This window comes from Mycobacterium kyorinense, from assembly GCF_002101735.1.
Lineage (GTDB): Bacteria > Actinomycetota > Actinomycetes > Mycobacteriales > Mycobacteriaceae > Mycobacterium > Mycobacterium kyorinense.
In genome coordinates, this window is sequence record NZ_LQPE01000076.1 from 45,027 (window position 1) to 62,443 (window position 17,417).

The window sequence follows — 17,417 nt, forward strand, 5'->3', positions numbered from 1 at the left end:
CGGCATGCAAACCGTCGAATACGCACCCGGCAGGCTCGCTGACCTCGTCGGCGATGCGGACCGGCGGGCCGTGCTGATATGGCACGGGCAGCAGAGCAACGCCCGCGCCGCTGTTCGGCCGTTGGCCGAGCTGGTGGCCGGCCATGGGCTGGCCGTGGTGGCGCCCGACTGGAATTCCCACGCCGCCGACGGCGGCCGTGACGACCTGCTGCGCTCGGTGGAGTTCGCCCGGCAGCAAGCCCCGGACCCCGACGCACTCGTGCTCGTGGGCTGGTCGCTGGGCGGTGCCGCAGCGGCCGGGCTGACGGCACAGGCAAGCCGCCACGGCCTGCGTTTCGCCCACACCGTCTGTCTGGCCGGCGCATTCATGGTGCCGGACCCGATCACCGGAAAACAGCCGGCCGCATGGCTGACCGATGCGCAGAACCGCTCGCCGTTCACGTTGCTGCACGGCGTTGCCGACCACGCCGTTCCGTTACAAGCCAGCCGCGATTTCGCGTCGGCGCTCGAACAGAACGGATGGCCGGTGGAATTGGCCGAACTCGCCGCCGATCACGGCTCGATCGCCGGTGCCAGCTACGACCCTGTCGCCGACCGCTATTCGGCCGGCCGGGACCGTGACACCCTGGCCGTCGCGGCCGATGTGGCCGCCCGCATCGCCGCCGCGGCAGGGATCGAGTTTTAACGCCGGGCTATCCAGTCCCGCAGCTTTGCGTAGACCTGCGGGTGGTTCAGCAAATCGAAATGGTGCAATCCGGCCAAGGTCACCCCGTGCTCGGGTTCGAACGGAATCGAGCGCGACTTTCCGCGACCCGACGCACTTGCCGGGCGCACCAGAAAATCGCCGGCGACCATGCCGACCAACGGCGGCGCGGAAGTCGTGGCCACGAAATGATAGGTGGCGCCGGGAAGAAACGGCACCTCTCGGCAGCGATCCCGAAGGAACTCGTCCGGATCGGCCTCGCACCAGTCCTCGTCGAGGCAGGAGCCGAAACGAAGGTCTTTGACCCCTGCACTGCGGGTATTCAAAAAGCTTGCAATCGCCCGTGTTTCGGGTAGCCGGGCCATTGCCCACGACGCAACGTTGACGCCCTTTTCCAGATCGGCGCCCAGATGCGGCGAGCCAAGGCACACAACATGACTCACGGCGTCGGTCCATCGATGTCGTTGCTGCCCACCGTAATGGCAAGCGCTCCGGACCACCAGGCCGCCCATTGAGTGGCCCACCAACACGAGTTCGTCGACGGGAACGGGCCATTGGCTGTGCAGGCGGTCCAGCACGTCGGCGAGCGCGCGGCCGTTGGCCGATATGTGCAGTCCGGTGTTGTACCGCAGGTAAACCGGCGTGAATCCGAGATCTTCGCGCAGGCGTTGGCCGTAGGTGCGTCCGTCGTCGCCGTCCCGCGGTGCGCGAGCCCAGGACCACTCGGTCAGACACCAGCCGTGCAGGAAGACGACGACGCGGCCGGTGGCCGTCGGGAACGCGGCGGCGATCGAGTCGGCCGTAGCCGGAATTGGGTTGCCGCAGTGCCGGATTTGCATTTCGCCGGCGAACTTGTTTCCGTGCTCGGCCAACTGATCCCCATACAGCCCGTTGAGGGCGGCGACGGCCTTGGCGACCCTGCGGCGTGCCACGAGCTCGTCGTCGCCGTCGTCGCCCCACGCCTCGGACGCAATCGTGCTCGCCGCGCGGGCGGCGCCGCGAATGCTGCGGTCCACACCGCGATAGATGGTGTGCGCGAGCGCGTTGTGCACCGCCCGGGTCGGCGCCGCGGTCGGTCCGATCGACGCGAAGACGCGCTCGGCGATCCCGGTGTGCATCCCGCGCACCAGCGTCGTCACGACTGCGGACGCCTCCCCGGCCAGCTCGCCGACTGCACGGATGTCGCTGCGCTGCATCGTCACCCCCACGATTTGTGTGTTGAGTATACAAACGTTTACTGTATGCGCGGTCGGTCTACACTGGCGCGTGCCCGCCCCCCTGATAGGAGCCCTGATGGACGCGACGTTCTCGATGGAACTACCCGAGGAGGTCGTGCACGTCCGTGATTGGGTACACGAGTTCGCCGAGACGGTCATCCGGCCGGCCGCGGCGGAGTGGGACGAGCGCGAGGAAACGCCGTGGCCGATCATCCAGGAGGCCGCCAAGGTCGGGCTCTACACCCCTGACCTGTTCGCGCAGATGGCGGCCGAGCGCAGCGGGCTCGGTCTGCTGACGGTGTTCGAGGAAACGTTTTGGGGCGACGCCGGAATTGCGTTGTCCATCTTGGCCACCGGTCTGGCCGCGGCGGCGTTGGCGGCCAACGGCACTCCGGAGCAGCTCGCCGAGTGGCTGCCGCAGATGTTCGGCACTCCGGACGATCCGAAACTGGCGGCGTTCTGTTCGTCCGAGCCCGGCGCCGGGTCCGACGTCGGCGCGGTGCGTACCCGGGCCGTCTACGACGAAGCCTCCGACGAGTGGGTGCTCAACGGCACCAAAACCTGGGCCACCAACGGCGGCATCGCCAACGTGCACGTGGTGGTGGCCTCGGTGGACCCCGAGCTGGGCACCCGCGGTCAGGCCACATTCATCGTGCCGCACGGCACGAAAGGCCTGTCGCAGGGCCAGAAGTTCAAAAAGCACGGCATACGCGCCTCGCACACCGCCGAGGTCGTGCTCGACGACGTGCACATTCCGGGTGAGTTGATCCTTGGCGGCAGAGAACGTTTCGAGCGCCGACTGGCGAAAATCCGCTCGGGCGAACGGACTTCCAGCCAGGCTGCAATGATGACGTTCGAGCGCACGCGCCCGGCGGTGGGTGCGATGGCGTTGGGCATTGCGCGCGCAGCCTACGAGTATGCGCTGGAATATGCTTGCCAGCGCGAGCAATTCGGCCGAAAGATCGCCGAATTCCAAGCCATTGCGTTCAAGCTGGCCGACATGAAAAGCCGCATCGACGCGTCCCGGATGTTGGTGTGGCGGGCCGGCTGGATGCAACGCAACAACAAGTCGTTCAGCTCAGCCGAGGGCTCGATGGCAAAACTGTACGCCAGCGAGACGGCCGTCTACGTCACCGACGAAGCCATCCAGATTCTCGGCGGTAATGGTTACACCCGTGACTATCCCGTCGAGCGGATGCATCGGGACGCCAAGATCTTCACGATCTTCGAAGGGACCAGCGAGATCCAGCGACTGGTCATCGGAAGGGCGCTGACCGGTCTCACCATTCGCTGACTCGACCTCGACGTTTGGGCTAGCTGTGCGCCCTCAGGCGCGCCTTGGCTTCCTTTACCGACGCCGCGGCCTCGCGGCTGGCCTGCTCGGCCTCCCGCAGCTTTCGGCGGGCCTCGTCGTGGCGCTGCTCGGCCGTGGCGAGCTCCTCCCGCCGCCGCGACAGTGCCTCCTCGGCGTCGGACTTGGCCTGCTCGGCCGCGGCCAACGCTGCCCTCAGCTCGTCGAGATGGCGGTCGTCGTCGCGGGATTTCGGCGCGGGTTCCGCCGCCGCTTCGCCGAACCCGCCGAAACCCGACCAGCGTTCGGCCTTGGTCAGCCGGCCGAGCCTGGCCGCCACATCCGGGTCGGCGATCGCTGCCTGCAGCGTGCTCGAGACGTCCTCGCGCAGCGCCGCCGGCGGGTTGGTCAGCTCTGCCGTCTCGAAAGCTGTCCGCCCGAGTTCCTCGATGAGCGCATGCTGCTCGGTAGACAAGCGGCGGATGCGCCCGCCGTCGAGTGCGGCGTGCGCGCCGCGCAGCCGATCGCCAAGCTCGATGAGCCGGCGCTTGGCTTCCTTGTGCCGCAGCACAACTCGATTGACCACCCACGCCGCGGTGGTGGGCTTGCGGGCCGCGGAGATCCGCCTGGCGCCGCTCGCGTCGCCGCGTTTGCCGGCCGCTGTGGCCAGCTTGCTGCGCAGCGCGGTGAAGCCGTCCGGCTTGACCGAATACAGTTCGTCGAGCTCGTCGTCAGCCATGACCTCACATGGTGACGCATTCGCCGCGCCCCGGTGTTCAATCGGCGATCAGTGTGCGGCGGCCTCAGCCTCGTCGTGTTCGGCGCCGTTGACGGTCAGCGCCTCGTCCCAGCCGTTGAGATGCGTCTCGACCGGCTGCTCGACGGGTTCGTCGCCGACCACCTCGCGCAGCGCGGCGATCAGCTGGTGGACCTTCACGACCTCGTCCTCGGTGGGAGTCGCGCCCGCCTCCAGCTCGTCGGGAAGCTCGGGACGGAGCCCGACGCCGCGGGCCGCTTCATCGGCGGACAACTTGGCGCGAATCCGCGCGGTGTAGAGCTGCTGGCCCAGGCTCGACCCGGGTGCCGACGCGGCGCGTGCCATCAGGTCGTCGTAGCGTCGCCGAACATCGCTGAGCGCCACGATGACCGAGGATGTGGACCTGCTTTGCGTTGCTGCGTCAGTCAAAGCCGCGCGCAATTTACGCAGACCGGAGAGAACCACCTCGGCGCGTTTCTGGAACTTCTTGTCCTCGGGAAAAGGCAACGAATCAATGGCAGCCCGGTACATGTGCATCGCCGCTTCGGCAAGACTGACAATGACTTGCGCTTCGCCTACATTCGGGTCGAATTCGCCCATGGCCCCTCAATTCTGTTTGGTGTCCGTCGTCGACTGCACGGACGAGAGTATCGGTAACGACGCCGAGGCAACAATATGAGGTGCCGATTCATCCCTAGCCGCGAGAGACCCTGCGAACCTCGATCCGCCCGTCGGTTTCGCGCACCTCGAGCGCCGGCTGGCTGACCGTCGCCGGGCCGCGCAGCAGGGTGCCGTCGCGAATGTCGAAGCGCGAGCCATGGCACGAGCAGGTGACGACGTGGCCGTCCAGGTCGCCGTCGCTGAGCAGACAGCCGCGATGCCCGCAGCGGTCATGGATCGCGTACGCGTGGCCGTCGAGACGAACCAGCATGACCGGCGTATCTTCGACGTCCGCGGATTGCGGTTGTCCGTCGGCCAGCTCGACACCGTCGACCGCGGTCCACTCGCCGGGTCCGGGATCGAAGGCGGTCTGGTTGACACCGACACCGCGGACATAGGCCATGTGCCCGCCGAGATAGCCGCTGGCGCCAAGCAATCCGGCGCCGGCAAGTGCCAGCAACGTGCCCTTGACGCGTGCGCCGCGACGGCGGGCGACCAGTGAGGCGCAGTAGAGCAACAGCGCGGAGACATTTGCCTGGGCGTGAGCCAATCCGACGCGGCGGACACCGTCGTCGGAGAGCTCGGTGTCGGCCCAGTCGCTGAACCCGGTCACCGCTGTGGGCGCTGCTACGGCGATGCCCACCGCGATCAATCGCCGTGCCGCGCGAGCACCCGCACGCGGTGCGAGCACGTCCAACAACGACGCCGACAGGAAAGACCCGATCACCAGATCTGTCATCGGGGGGTGGGCCGGGTGGCCCAACCACGTCCCGCTGATCGCGTCTTTGAAGGGCTCCGGCGCGAACAACTCACGCAGTTTTTTAGCGAGGGCCTGTGCCGGGACGTCAAGGATGCCGGCGCGCTCGAGCGCGTCGATCACTGGTCGTGCTGGTGTGGAAACGGGCGCCATGAGACTTCCTCTTGTCAGCGGTTCTCATGCAATACCCCGCCGGCAAGCCGACTACACCTTTTCCTGGTTATTTTCTGAACCTCTTTGGGGACAAGGGATTTCGCTAGGGCAGCACGGTGTGCATCAACATCACGTCGTAGGCGGACCACAGCGACAAATTGAAGTACAGGTCCTTGCCGGTCGACCAGGGATGCATCATCGGCGCGTAAATACCGCCCGGCATCTGGAATGACGAGACCAGCAATTGCTCCGGGCTCCACGGTCCTTGCGGAGCCGGGGCGGTCCGTGCCACCACGTCGTTGGCGCCGTTGGTGTAAAGCACTAAGTACTGCTTTAAATAGTTGTTGTATTGCGCCGACATTTCGCCGACCGGCCCGGGGATAACCGGCGTGGCCGCTCCCGGGTTGTTGGGGACCCAGGAGTTCGAGTCGCCGTTCCAATATTGGTATTTGGTCACGTCCGGGATAAACCCCTGCGGAACCCGGGCCAGATACGCCGAACCGCCGCGGCCCGACGGCGTCCCGAACGAATAGACATAACCGTCGCCGGTACGCAGGAACGCGCCCATCTGGAAATTCTCATTCCCCGGGACGTACCGGGCGCCCGGAACGCTCTCCGGCGAGACGGAACGGACGGTGCCCGGGTAGACCCCCCAGCTCTGGCCGTTGTCGGGCGACATCGCGATCGCCGAGTAGTTCGTCGACCATTCGCCGTCGCGGCCCCATTCCCTGATCGACATGAAGTTGATGTATTGGGTGCGGCCGACCGAGATGCCGGCGGTGGGGATGATCCCGGTCTCGTGCGGCGCCGCCTTGATGCTGTTGATGACCTGCTTGGACATGCCCGTTTGCCATACCGGGGATCCGGAGTATCGGTCGTTGACCACGCCCGGTGCCACGCTGATTCCGTCCGACAGATTGCGGTCCGGGCTGCGGAACAACGTGTTGTACCGCCATTGCTGGCCCTTCACGCTGCAATAGCCGAACGTGTCACCGAACGCCATCAGCACCTGATGGTTTGCGGGATCGCCGTTGTCCCAAAGGATTCCGAGATCGGTCCCCGAGATGCCGAAACGTTGAAGGGTCTGGTTCGGGCCGTTCGGCCCGGTCACCCACTCGACGAGCGATGTCGGCGCCCCTGCGATCCCGGCGGGCGGTCCGGCGTCCGGCGGCGCCTGCTCGGGGGCCGCATTCGGAACCGGCTGAGCCGCATTGGGCGGTGGCTGTGGGGTGCCGGGTCCCGGTGGCACCACCGCCGCCTGCTGTCGCACCGGCGCGCGGCCGCCGGGGTGCAGCAACGACGAAATCAGCGGTCCCAGCCTGGGCAGCGGCGCCTGCTCATTGGCGCCGCGCGGCTTGCGTCCCGTCGGCGGCCGCACGACCGGCCCCGGCATCGGCACCACCGGGGTCATGGGAGGAGGCTCGACGTTCGCTTCCGGCGCGCTGCACGGCAACGCGGCCGCCGGTGGCGCGAGGCCGACCGGAAGAATGAGTCCGACTACGGCCGCCGACACCACCGAAAGCGACACGATTCGAGGAACCGGCGACACGTCACACCTTTCCGCGTGGCAGGACGCCGAATTGGCATCCACAGCTGGCTCATGTGACGATAGTGATCAATGTGGTTCCTGTGACCGCTGAGCCGCGATAGGTATGAATCCGTGACCGTGTCGCAACCGTGGTCAACCGAGCCCGTAAAAACGCTGCGCGTTGAGGCCGCCGATCTTGGCGCGGGCGTCGTCGCTGATGTCGGCCCGGGTGCGCAGAGGCTTGGTGCTCTCCGGCCACTCGCCGTCCCAGTGCGGGTAGTCGCTGGCGAACATGATGAAGTCGGCGCCGAGCACCTCGATGACTCCGGGCAGGATCGGCTCCTCGGGCTCGCAAGTCACCCAGATGTTGCCGGCCTGCACGTACTCCTGCGGGTCGCGCTGCCAGCCGCCCTTGATCCAGTCGCCGCGCTTCTCGAAGTGCTCGTGCAGCCGGTCGATGAAGAACGGCACCCAGCCCACCCCCGCCTCCAGGAACGCCACCCGCAAACCCGGGTGCCGGTCGAAGACGCCGCCGGAGACCAGCGCGGTCATCGCCGTCATCTGGTCGAACGGGAAGCTGACGCAATGCACCTGAATGTAATTCGTGAAACGGTCGACGCCGATCTTCGGTAAGTGGAAGCCCGGCACGCCGTGGATGCCGAGCGGCATCTCGAGGTCGACGGCGGCGGCGTAGAACGCGTCGAGGTCGGGGTGGTCGAGGTTGCGGGTCTTCAGCGCCGGCGGCAGCAGCGTGGCTGCCAGCCCAAGCCCCTTGGCCTCGCGCATGATGTCGATGGCCACCTGCCCGTGCTCGATCGGGGTCACCGCCACGCCGCGCAGCCGGCCGTCCGTCGGGCCGCAGTAGTCGGCCACCCACTCGTTGTAGAGCCGCGCGAACCCGGCGGCGAACTCGGGGTCCTCGAGCGTCGGCGTGCACAGGCCGAGGCTGGGATAGAGCACCATCGTGTCGATGTGGTCGCGGTCGGCGTCGCCGAGGACGCCGTCGGCCGACCTGCAATTGAGGCCCGCCGCCGTGCTCAGCCCGTGCTCGACGGGCACTCCGGCACCCGGCCCGTGGTCCTCCGGGTAGTAGCGGCCCTCGATGCGCAATCGGGGCCGACCGTCGGTGCTCGTGGTGACGTGTGCGGGCCAGCGTTGCATCGCTTCGACCGCGAGCGACGGACTCTCGGCGACGTGGGCGTCGGCGTCGATGATGCGCATGTTTGCTCCGCTCCTAGGGCAATCTGCGGTTCGACGTACACCGCACATGAAACACTCTCGTCATGGTTATCGCTATCGCTCGGCCCAAGCTGGAAGGCAACATCGCCGTCGGCGATGACCGCCAACTCGGGTTCGCCGAATTCGGCGACCCGCAGGGTCGCGCCGTCTTCTGGCTGCACGGCACTCCGGGCGCCCGCCGGCAGATCCCCACCGAGGCACGGGTCTACGCCGAAGAGAACAACATCCGGCTGATCGGCGTGGACCGGCCCGGGATCGGTTCCTCCACGCCCTACCAGTACGACACCGTCGTCGCGTTCGCCGACGACCTGCGCACGGTCGCGGACACGCTCGGCATCGACAAGATGGCGGTCATCGGTCTGTCCGGCGGCGGTCCTTACACGCTCGGGTGCGCGGCGGCGATGCCGGATCGCGTCGTGGTGGCCGGGGTTCTCGGGGGCGTTGCGCCGACCACTGGCACGGATGCCGCCCATGGTGGAGTGATGGCGCTGGGAACTCTGGTGGCGCCGCTGCTCCAGCGGGTCGGTCTGCCCATCAGGTTGGCGGCGGTCGCCTTGATCTGGATGATTCGCCCAGTGGCCGAGCCTGCGTTGTACGCCTACGCACGCATCTCACCGGAAGCCGATCGGCGGCTGCTGGTCCGGCCGGAGTTCAAGGCGATGTTCCTCGACGATCTGCTCAACGGCAGCCGAAAGCAGCTCGCCGCCCCGTTCGCCGACGTCGTTGTGTTCGCCCGGGACTGGGGATTTCGGCTCGAGCAGGTCAAGGTTCCGGTGCGGTGGTGGCACGGCGACCGCGACCACATCGTTCCGTTCGCCCACGGTCAACACGTCGTTTCCCGGCTGCCCGACGCCGAGTTGTATCACCTGCCCGGCGAAAGCCATCTGGCCGGGCTGGGCCGCGCCGAGGAGATTCTGCGCACCGTCATCGAGGTGTGGGACGACGCCGAAAAGAAGTGAGTGCCCAACGGCTCACCGCCGACCAGCGCAATTCATTCATCGCGGCGTTGCTGGGATGGACGATGGATGCGTTCGACTACTTCCTGGTGGTGCTGGTCTACGCCGACATCGCAAAAACGTTCCACCACACCAAGACTGAAGTCGCGTTTCTGACGACGGCCACCCTCGTCATGCGCCCGGTGGGTGCGCTGCTGTTCGGGCTGTGGGCGGACCGGGTGGGACGGCGGCTGCCGCTGATGGTCGACGTCACGTTCTATTCCGTCGTCGGCTTTTTGTGTGCGTTCGCACCCAATTTCACCGTGTTGGTGATCCTTCGGCTGCTGTACGGCATTGGGATGGGCGGCGAATGGGGGCTTGGGGCCGCGCTGGCGATGGAGAAGGTTCCGGTGCAGCGCCGCGGCTTCTTTTCCGGTCTGCTGCAAGAGGGTTACGCCTTCGGCTATCTGCTGGCGACGGTGGCGTCGCTGGTGGTGATGAACTGGCTGGGGCTGTCGTGGCGCTGGCTGTTCGGGCTGTCCATCATCCCTGCTCTGGTCAGCCTGATCATCCGCTACCGGGTCAAGGAATCTGAGGTGTGGGAAGTAACGCAGGACCGAATGCGGTTGACCCGTACCAGGATTCGCGACGTCCTGGCCGACGCCAAGATCGTCCGCCGGTTCGTCTATCTGGTGCTGTTGATGACGGCGTTCAACTGGATGAGCCACGGCACCCAGGATGTCTATCCGACGTTCCTGTCGACCGGCGCAGGCCTGTCCCCCGCGACGACCAAGTCGATCGTGGTGATCTACAACGTCGGCGCCATCGTCGGCGGCCTGACCTTCGGCACACTGTCCCAACGGTTGGGCCGGCGCTACACGGTGGTGTTCTGCGCGGTGCTGGGGCTGCCGATTGTGCCGTTGTTCGCGTACTCGCGAACCGCGGCCATGCTGTGCCTCGGCGCATTCCTGATGCAGGTCGTCGTGCAGGGCGCCTGGGGTGTCATCCCGGCGCACCTGACGGAGATGTCGCCGGACGCGATCCGCGGCTTCTACCCCGGCGTCACCTACCAGCTGGGTAACCTGCTGGCCGCCTTCAACCTGCCGATCCAGGAACGGCTGGCCGATTCCCATGGCTACCCGTTTGCCTTGGCGGCGACGATTGTGCCGGTACTGATCGCGGTTGCGCTGCTGACGATGGTCGGCAGGGACGCCACCGGCATCCGGTTCGGTACTGAGCAGACCTTCGCAGAGCCCGTCGCCCGCACCGGCGACGATTCTGTCGGTGAACTGGCCTAACCTGAGGCCGTGGTGCAGGGTCCGCGAACTCGCTACGCCAACTGCGGCGAGATCGACATCGCCTATCAGGTGTTCGGCGACGGCCCGACCGACCTGCTGGTGGTTCCGGGGCCGTCCATCCCGATCGACACCATCGACAGCGAGCCGTCGATGTACCGCTTCCACCGGCGCCTGGCGGCGTTCGGCCGGGTGATCCGCTTCGACTTCCGCGGAATGGGCCTGTCGTCGCGCATCCCGTCGCGCGACATGCTGGGCCCGCAGTTCTGGGCCGAGGATGCGATCGCGGTGATGGACGCGGCCGGGTGCGAGCAGGCGGCGATCTTCGCGCCGAGTTTCAACGCGATGGTCGGTATCGTCCTCGCCGCCGATTACCCGGAGCGAGTACGCAGTCTGGTGATCGTCAACGGCGCAGCGCGCGCGCTTCAGGCACCCGACTATCCGGTCGGCGCGCAGCTGGGTGCCGCTAGTCAGTTCATGACAGTGGGCATCGAGCCCGACGCCGTCGAGCAAGGCTTCGACGTCCTGGGCATCGTCGCGCCGAGTGTGGCCCGCGACGGCGCCTTTCGCGCCTGGTGGGATCTTGCCGGCAACCGTGCCGCGTCGCCGAGCATGGCCCGCGCCGCGACCAAGGTGGTGCTCGACTCCGACGTCCGCGACAGGCTCGCGTGCATCGCCGCGCCGACGCTGATCCTGCACCGCAGAGACGTCGACTTCATTCCGATCGGCCACGGCCGCTACCTCGCCGAGCACATCGCGGGATCACGCTTTGTCGAGCTGCCCGGTGCCGATTCCCTGTACTGGGTGGGCGAGACGGCGCCGATGCTCGACGAGATCGAGGAGTTCATCACCGGCGTGCGAAGTGGCTTCGACACCGAACGTGTGCTTCTCACAATCGTTTTCACCGACATCGTCGGCTCAACCGAACACGCCGCGGCGCTCGGCGACGGTCGGTGGCGCGATCTGCTCGACAACCACGACGCCATCATCCGCCATGAGCTGGAGCGGTTCGGCGGCCGAGAAGTGAACACCGCGGGCGACGGGTTCGTCGCGACGTTCACCAGCCCGAGCGCAGGGATCGCTTGTGCGGACGCGATTGTCGACGCCGTACGCTCAGTCCGGTGGTGGCGCATCATTCTCGTAGTCCCAGCCTTCCAAGTACCGTGCTGACTCGGCATCATCATCGTCGGTCCTGATTGACAGCCACCCGGCAGTACTGCTGCAGCGGCGAATGAAGTCGTCGAGGTCGCGTATCTCTTCTGGGCTGGCGTCTTGCAGTAGGTTTTTCGCGTCGGTGGCCTTAGATGCGGCCTCTTGCAGTAACTCTCGCGCCGTTACAAGGTCGGTGTCGTTCAGCGACTGCAAGGCTTGATTGCGCAGGGCATTGGCGAGGTCGGCTTCCTGCTTCGCCCGCCACCGTTGGATGGCAAGCCATGCCTCGTGAGCCAGTTCCTCCTCGGTCTTGTCCTCTGCGGGGATCATGAAGATCAATTCGCGCTTGCCTTGGTTCCGAGGCATTGCAGTACTCCCGAAAGATCGGGCCTCCACAATGGAGGCGCTCTTGCCGGACACCGGTTGGTGCCAGGCCGCTTCGTCATCCGAGCCACCCACGAGCGTGGGGTTGGCGCGCCATCCAGTCGGAGCTTGGCGACGGCATCTCATGAAGCAGAGTCCAATCTACTCGCGATCCGCTGGCAGTCACGTTCGGCAGATATGAATTGCTGGACACTCAGGGCTACGTGGTTGCTGAGGGCACATTGCGCGATGTCCACCTGGCACTGCTGCGGCGCTGATTAGCTGACCATGCTGTCCGGCGTGTCACAGGCCCGTGAGCGTCGGGTGGAGGACCTACGGTTGACCCATGCCAATGAAGCTGATCCCGCCGCACCCTACCGGTGAGATGTGCCCAGAGTGCGACAAGCCTATGGAGCAGTCCGGTTATTACTTCACCATGTTGTACCGTGGCCGGGTAAAAAAGAGCGCGCCCACCTGGTACGCGCCGCAGTGCTCCGACGCCGGGTGTAAGACCCACACAGTCTGACGCCTGAGCAAACTGGTGCCCACCCTTTGGAGTCATGCCCGCAGTCGGCGAGTTGGTTCGGTGCACCAATAGCCGGTGGATCATCTGGCCACCCACCCCCGCGCCGGGAAGCCGGTGAATCGTTGGGCCAGGCGCACGACTCGGCGGTGCAATAAGCGCTAGCTCCCACCCTGGGGCAGCGATGGCCGGTCTCAGTACTCGGGATTCACTGTGGATGGGCAGTAGCTCGCACGTGCAGCGCCTTGAAAATTCACCGCATCGTCGCCATACCAAATCGTCGTTGTCTCAACGTATTTATCCACTGAGGCCTCATGGTCCTCTCCCCATTCAAAGTGATGCGTGTTCATGTAGTCGCACACCGCGTGAGCGTGGACTATCGGGTACTCAGGGTTGGAATAGGGGTAGTTGACACCTCTATGGCGCAGCGTGTCCAGGAATTGCCGGTCAGTGTCGGACAATACAGGCGTTGTTGTCGGCGCTGGCGTCGGTGGCGGCGCAGGGGTAGCGGTGACGGTGACTGGCGGCGGCGGTGGTGGTGCCGCCTTGGGTACAGCCGACGATGCCGGAGTAGATGCCGGTGGCCGCGAGTCGTTCTCGTGGTAGAGGGTTATCGAAAACCACGTAACCACAGCAACAATCAGACATAGCAGGGTGACCAGTACCGCCGATGTCACCGGCCCACGCCAGCGGCGATCGTGCGTCGGTGTTTCTTCGGTGTCCAGCGACCATGCCAAATCCGCTGGCACCGTTGGCTTGCCGCTAGGCGTGATAGCGGTGTCGGCTGCCTCGGTGGCGGGTTCGGCAGGTTCGGTCGGTTCGCTCGTCTCAGTACGGCCTCAGCAGCCGAGGCCGGCCATCGCCGCGCCGACAATCTCCCCTGCCGCAAAGGGTGATACATCCAAATCAGACTGGACCATGTCGATGGCCTCTTCTTCGCTGGCGCCTTGCTCATCAATGGCGTTGCATACCTTGTAACCTTCGTTGAGCAGCACTTTCGGCCCATACTTCTGGTAGAAGTAAGTGTCCGAAAGCACATCAAGAAACGCATCATCGTCGGCGCGCGCTTGGGGCGTAGCCGCGACGAGAGTTATCGCCGCTATCGCGGCAGCTATCCAGATCTTCACCTTCGCAGCCCTTAAGGTGTCCCAGTAGCCAGCCGGGTGACGGGAGCGTAGCTCACCTACGCCCTTGATCACTGGGGATTCGGTGAAATTCCGACAGGGTGAGTTACCGTGAGGACCGTTCGCACCGTTGGAACCGAAGGAGACGGAGATGGCGGGCAAGTTTGAATTGTTCAAAGACAAGCGCGGCGAGTTCCGCTTCCACCTCAAGGCGCCCAATGGGGAGGTCATCGCCACCAGTGAGGGCTACAAGTCGAAGGCCAGCGCGGAGAACGGCATCAAATCGGTACAGACCAATGCGCCTGGTGCCACGGTGGTGGATGCCGAAGCGTAACGGTGCAGTCCCAGCCCGCATGTCACCCTTTGAACGGCGGGAATCACGCACCAAAGAATGCGATAGCGTGCGGCGTGCAGCAGCGCCGTCCTTCGGTGATGAATCCGGCGGCACTACTTGATGCGCTCGGTGATCGTTTGCAGCACAGAACCGGCGATACGGTCTCGTTGCGAAAACTCCGACACGCTGACTTCAACCAGCACAGATGATTTCACCCGGTACATCGAAGCGAACTGCTCACTATCCAGAGCTACCGTTGAAGGGTCGGGCCTGTTCACGGTGAAGGCGTAGTTTTCGTCGTGGAGTCCAGAACATGCTGTCAGCGACGGAACCAGTCGATCAAACGCGCTGCGCGCCGCTGCGTCGTCTGTGTAGACGCCGACAGCTTGATCGACCCCGTTTAGCACCGGAGCCTGACCCGGTTGGTTGGCTTGCCCGTTGTAGGTCACCGAACGAAACTGCGTCCAGCCGCCGCCAAACGTGGCTTGTTGGTCGAACACTGCCCGACACGGCGGCGGTGCGTCAGCATCAGAGTGGCCCGGCTGGTGCAAATCCAACGCAGGCTCCGGTGCCAGTCCGTCGAAATCAGCGATGCGGCGCACATCGTCGACGCTGACAATCAAGGCATCGGCATTAATATGCGATGGCCCGTTGCTGGTTTTGTGGGCGCACGCCGACACCGCAACACAACACCAGATGACGGCCAACGTCCTAGTTAGTATGCGCAATTGCGGTGCGTCCCCTCCCTTTTCAGCGTCCTGGCCCCGGAACGATCTCCCAACCGTGGTCAGGGTCGTAGACAATTTTGTAGCCGCACTCCAGCGCACTATTGATAATCCCGGCCAGCTTCGCGTTGATACGGGCCGACTCCCGGTCAAACTCCAACCGTCGCGGATCGGTAAGCGGCAGTTTCTCAATCTCTTTGAGCTTCGCCTTTTGGTCCTCAATCTCTTTGTTGACTTCCGCCAGTTCCTTGGTGAGCTTCGGAATCTCCTCCTGTGGATCGCATTTCGGCAGCGGAGGCGTCGGAGTCGTGGTCGTTGTTGTCGGAGTCAACGGTGCAAACCTAACCCCCCGCAACGCAGCTGAAATCGGCGGCAAGCGCTTGGCGATGTCTTGGTCGATCCGCATTAGGGAGGCGGCTTGAGCGTGGGTCTCGGCGGCGAACTCACGAGCCAAGGCACGGCGGGCCTGGGCCTGATCCCACGACGTGTACTTCACCGTGTCGGTGAACGAAAGGTTTTCTCCCACAACATATCCGGTTGCCTTAGCCTCGTTGACCGCCCGCAGTAAAGCGGCTTTGGCGAAGCCCTCATTCTCACCACCAATACGCAGGATTTTCGCCGTGTCACGTAATGCGCTGCCCCCGCCGCGAGCCTTTGCCAAGTCGGTTTCCATGCGCTGCATCGCTTGGTCGTGAGCCTGACCCTCCCAGTCGGCCTCGCGAACTTGCTTATGGGCTTCGGTGAAACTGTTTTCCCACCGGTCGGCTTCGGCGTCGCACCAATCTGCAATCGCGTTGAAGTGATCGGTGGGCCATGCCCGCAACTCCGAGAGGCTGGGCAGTGCCGAATCACCGGCGACGGTCGCGCCCACCTACACCACCTGACCACCAAGCTTGGCTGCGCCGTCAGCATCGGCATTCGCATACGCAGTACCGGCAGAAGCGACTTCCACCGATGTGTCCTTTATCCGGTTGGCTACGGCTGCCCGTGCCGCCTCGGCATCGGTCAACAGTGCCCCTATTGCCGCCGTGCTGGGCTGACACGGCAATCCTGAGTCTGCCGAGGGTAAATCGGTAGCGTTCAGCTTGGCTGCCAACTCCGCGCACCCGGTGGCCCGTGACCGCATGTCGTCGGTGCTCACTCGCAGCGGTTGCATGAGCGGGAGTCTACCGGGATCGGGTGGGGCTGAACTGCGGAAACTATCCGCAGTGACGCTTAGCCTTACAGCCATGACAGAACCCGATGTCCGACATGGCACGATCCTGGTGCCCCATGGAACGCCCCACAACGAAGTGAGGCGGCGGGCACTGGCGAACGCTGAGGCCGAAGCCAACCTAGGGGAGGGTGAGAGTGTCGAGGCCTTGCAGTTAGGTCCAGGCGTCGCGACCGACCTCAGCAGCACGACGGTGAAGTACGACTTCAGCTATCAGATACTGCGGCCTGGTGGCACGGTGGCGGGCCGGTGGCGCTGACCAGCTCTGACCAGCCCAGACTCTGAAGTGTTCTCTAGCCAATCGTTGATGGTAACGACACAGCAGCTTGAGATTCGACGGATGCGTGGGCCCAAGCGGAAATGGGACCGTATGGTCAATGTCGCAGCATTCGGCTGGCAGATCGCAACCGGGGAAGCGACAGGTCAAATCCCGCAGCCGTACGAACTCGGCCAAAGCCGCCGACGGGCGATAACCCGGCTCCGGATCTGCGGAAGGCTTCACGACCGGCTTGAGTTTGGCGGTAGCGGCCAAGTTGCGCAGCACCGGTGCGGGAACTGGTCCAAACCCCGGCAGAAAGCCCGGCGCCTGCGACTCACCTTTTACGGAGGACTGATCGGCGAACACATGGATCATCACGTCCGCGCCCGGGTTCCGCGCTGCCGCAGCACAATCCACTGACCCACATTCGCACCGCATGACGTCGAGTCCGGCGGCCAGGGCACCCAGCGCATCGGCACGTCGCTGCGCCTTGGTGCGCGGGTCATTCGGGCACACTGTGGAGGCCAGTGCATCCAGCTTGTGATCCAACGCGGCGCCGTCGTGAGCCTGAACCTGGGCCCAGATTCCGGCCAACCCCGTTTGGACGGGCCCGATTTCGACATAACGATCCTGGTTGCGCTCCCCAGGCACCCGCTGCGCGGCCGGATCAAATCGGGCGACCCACATGTCGATGCGCTCGAACAGCTTGGGCTCCGACAGGCGCATCCACCTGTGTCCATGACGGGCGATCGCAGCATCGATCTTGGCGATCAACACTGGATCCTCAACCAACTCAGTGCGGCAGACCACTGCCGCCATCACCCGAAAATCGATAGCACCCCGCCGCGAAAGCCTCAGCCACCAGAGGCAGCCGCTCACGCAACACAATCGCGTACCGCAGCCGCCCACGGGCACGGCACGGCTGATCCCCAACGCCGCGGCCACTTCGGCCACCACGTTCTCATGCCCGTCGATGGCCCAGTTTTGCCGGTCGACATCGTCCTCAGGCGCCCGCCGCGCGTACAACTCACCGATCGCAGCCAACTCCCGCCCACACATCGCGTTCTGCGCCCGCGCCGCCGACGTGATCGCATCAATCACAGCGGCGTCATCCGCATCGGCAAAACAGCCTGTGACCTGAAGCGATGGGCCTATATCGAACATAGTTTTGATACTACAGGGCTCCACC

18 protein-coding genes, 1 pseudogene and 1 riboswitch are annotated in these 17,417 nt (G+C 65.0%); of the genes and pseudogenes, 6 read left to right on the forward strand and 13 right to left on the reverse strand.

Going from position 1 to position 17,417, the window contains the following annotated elements:
• The first annotated feature begins 4 nt into the window (after positions 1-4).
• On the forward strand, positions 5-685 hold the full coding sequence (locus tag AWC14_RS09695; RefSeq protein ID WP_045378574.1) for an alpha/beta hydrolase family protein: 681 nt from the start codon (positions 5-7) through the stop codon (positions 683-685).
• Here the strand turns inward: AWC14_RS09695 and AWC14_RS09700 are convergent.
• Complete coding sequence (locus AWC14_RS09700) at positions 682-1,911, reverse strand: alpha/beta hydrolase (RefSeq protein WP_249026325.1); 1,230 nt, start codon at positions 1,909-1,911, stop codon at positions 682-684. The genes AWC14_RS09695 and AWC14_RS09700 overlap by 4 nt on opposite strands.
• A gap of 85 nt (positions 1,912-1,996) precedes the next feature.
• Between AWC14_RS09700 and AWC14_RS09705 the strand changes: the two genes are divergently transcribed.
• The gene (locus AWC14_RS09705) at positions 1,997-3,214 is read left to right on the forward strand and encodes an acyl-CoA dehydrogenase family protein (protein WP_045378580.1); all 1,218 of its coding nucleotides are present in this window, start codon (positions 1,997-1,999) and stop codon (positions 3,212-3,214) included.
• Positions 3,215-3,233: 19 nt separating this feature from the next.
• Here AWC14_RS09705 and AWC14_RS09710 read toward each other — a convergent pair whose 3' ends face one another.
• The 5 genes from AWC14_RS09710 to AWC14_RS09730 all read right to left on the reverse strand — a co-directional run bounded on the left by AWC14_RS09710 (position 3,234) and on the right by AWC14_RS09730 (position 8,287).
• Complete coding sequence (locus AWC14_RS09710; RefSeq protein WP_045378583.1) at positions 3,234-3,950, reverse strand: hypothetical protein; 717 nt, start codon at positions 3,948-3,950, stop codon at positions 3,234-3,236.
• Between the two features lie 48 nt (positions 3,951-3,998).
• Entirely contained in the window at positions 3,999-4,568 is a 570-nt protein-coding gene (locus AWC14_RS09715) for a hypothetical protein (protein ID WP_045378586.1), read from the reverse strand.
• Positions 4,569-4,662: 94 nt separating this feature from the next.
• Positions 4,663-5,538, reverse strand: coding sequence for a Rieske (2Fe-2S) protein (locus tag AWC14_RS09720; protein WP_045378589.1), 876 nt, complete (start codon positions 5,536-5,538; stop codon positions 4,663-4,665).
• 103 nt (positions 5,539-5,641) lie between these two features.
• A complete protein-coding gene (locus tag AWC14_RS09725) occupies positions 5,642-7,129 on the reverse strand; it encodes a glycoside hydrolase family 183 protein (RefSeq protein ID WP_057003233.1) in 1,488 nt (495 codons plus the stop codon).
• Positions 7,130-7,219: 90 nt separating this feature from the next.
• Complete coding sequence (locus AWC14_RS09730; RefSeq protein WP_045378595.1) at positions 7,220-8,287, reverse strand: amidohydrolase family protein; 1,068 nt, start codon at positions 8,285-8,287, stop codon at positions 7,220-7,222.
• 62 nt (positions 8,288-8,349) lie between these two features.
• Between AWC14_RS09730 and AWC14_RS09735 the strand changes: the two genes are divergently transcribed.
• From AWC14_RS09735 to AWC14_RS09745, 3 genes and pseudogenes are all read left to right on the forward strand, one after another.
• Positions 8,350-9,264 (forward strand): alpha/beta fold hydrolase, encoded by a 915-nt coding sequence (locus tag AWC14_RS09735; protein ID WP_045378597.1) that lies wholly within the window; start codon positions 8,350-8,352, stop codon positions 9,262-9,264.
• Entirely contained in the window at positions 9,261-10,538 is a 1,278-nt protein-coding gene (locus AWC14_RS09740) for a sialate:H+ symport family MFS transporter (protein WP_081968127.1), read from the forward strand. The genes AWC14_RS09735 and AWC14_RS09740 overlap by 4 nt, the downstream gene beginning before the upstream one ends.
• A gap of 9 nt (positions 10,539-10,547) precedes the next feature.
• Positions 10,548-11,654: pseudogene (locus tag AWC14_RS09745) on the forward strand (alpha/beta fold hydrolase); the annotation flags it as partial.
• On the opposite strand, the gene AWC14_RS09750 reads toward AWC14_RS09745, so the two are convergent.
• The 3 genes from AWC14_RS09750 to AWC14_RS09760 all read right to left on the reverse strand — a co-directional run bounded on the left by AWC14_RS09750 (position 11,649) and on the right by AWC14_RS09760 (position 13,772).
• The gene (locus tag AWC14_RS09750) at positions 11,649-12,053 is read right to left on the reverse strand and encodes a hypothetical protein (protein ID WP_057003234.1); all 405 of its coding nucleotides are present in this window, start codon (positions 12,051-12,053) and stop codon (positions 11,649-11,651) included. The pseudogene AWC14_RS09745 and the gene AWC14_RS09750 overlap by 6 nt on opposite strands.
• Positions 12,054-12,087: 34 nt before the next feature.
• Positions 12,088-12,201: riboswitch (SAM riboswitch) on the reverse strand.
• A gap of 566 nt (positions 12,202-12,767) precedes the next feature.
• Entirely contained in the window at positions 12,768-13,322 is a 555-nt protein-coding gene (locus tag AWC14_RS30185; RefSeq protein ID WP_158089882.1) for a DUF732 domain-containing protein, read from the reverse strand.
• Positions 13,323-13,412: 90 nt separating this feature from the next.
• Positions 13,413-13,772 (reverse strand): DUF732 domain-containing protein, encoded by a 360-nt coding sequence (locus AWC14_RS09760; RefSeq protein WP_045378603.1) that lies wholly within the window; start codon positions 13,770-13,772, stop codon positions 13,413-13,415.
• Positions 13,773-13,848: 76 nt separating this feature from the next.
• Here AWC14_RS09760 and AWC14_RS09765 point away from each other — a divergent pair, with 76 nt between their 5' ends.
• Positions 13,849-14,031 carry a YegP family protein gene (locus tag AWC14_RS09765; protein ID WP_045378722.1) on the forward strand — a complete coding sequence of 61 codons (183 nt, stop codon included), beginning with the start codon at positions 13,849-13,851 and terminating at the stop codon, positions 14,029-14,031.
• 113 nt (positions 14,032-14,144) lie between these two features.
• Here the strand turns inward: AWC14_RS09765 and AWC14_RS09770 are convergent, their stop codons facing one another.
• From AWC14_RS09770 to AWC14_RS09780, 4 genes are all read right to left on the reverse strand, one after another.
• Complete coding sequence (locus tag AWC14_RS09770) at positions 14,145-14,738, reverse strand: sensor domain-containing protein (RefSeq protein WP_081968129.1); 594 nt, start codon at positions 14,736-14,738, stop codon at positions 14,145-14,147.
• 43 nt (positions 14,739-14,781) lie between these two features.
• On the reverse strand, positions 14,782-15,627 hold the full coding sequence (locus AWC14_RS09775; protein WP_045378609.1) for a hypothetical protein: 846 nt from the start codon (positions 15,625-15,627) through the stop codon (positions 14,782-14,784).
• Entirely contained in the window at positions 15,628-15,765 is a 138-nt protein-coding gene (locus AWC14_RS29175; protein WP_162267187.1) for a hypothetical protein, read from the reverse strand.
• Between the two features lie 358 nt (positions 15,766-16,123).
• On the reverse strand, positions 16,124-17,392 hold the full coding sequence (locus tag AWC14_RS09780) for an HNH endonuclease signature motif containing protein (protein ID WP_235215898.1): 1,269 nt from the start codon (positions 17,390-17,392) through the stop codon (positions 16,124-16,126).
• Between the last annotated feature and the right edge of the window lie 25 nt (positions 17,393-17,417).

Coding starts and splice junctions, on each gene's coding strand:
- AWC14_RS09695 (WP_045378574.1), top strand. CDS start 5: ATGCAAACCGTCGAATACGCACCCGGCAGGCTCGCTGACCTCGTCGGC.
- AWC14_RS09705 (WP_045378580.1), top strand. CDS start 1,997: ATGGACGCGACGTTCTCGATGGAACTACCCGAGGAGGTCGTGCACGTC.
- AWC14_RS09710 (WP_045378583.1), bottom strand. CDS start 3,950: ATGGCTGACGACGAGCTCGACGAACTGTATTCGGTCAAGCCGGACGGC.
- AWC14_RS09715 (WP_045378586.1), bottom strand. CDS start 4,568: ATGGGCGAATTCGACCCGAATGTAGGCGAAGCGCAAGTCATTGTCAGT.
- AWC14_RS09720 (WP_045378589.1), bottom strand. CDS start 5,538: ATGGCGCCCGTTTCCACACCAGCACGACCAGTGATCGACGCGCTCGAG.
- AWC14_RS09730 (WP_045378595.1), bottom strand. CDS start 8,287: ATGCGCATCATCGACGCCGACGCCCACGTCGCCGAGAGTCCGTCGCTC.
- AWC14_RS09735 (WP_045378597.1), top strand. CDS start 8,350: ATGGTTATCGCTATCGCTCGGCCCAAGCTGGAAGGCAACATCGCCGTC.
- AWC14_RS09750 (WP_057003234.1), bottom strand. CDS start 12,053: ATGCCTCGGAACCAAGGCAAGCGCGAATTGATCTTCATGATCCCCGCA.
- AWC14_RS09765 (WP_045378722.1), top strand. CDS start 13,849: ATGGCGGGCAAGTTTGAATTGTTCAAAGACAAGCGCGGCGAGTTCCGC.
- AWC14_RS09780 (WP_235215898.1), bottom strand. CDS start 17,392: ATGTTCGATATAGGCCCATCGCTTCAGGTCACAGGCTGTTTTGCCGAT.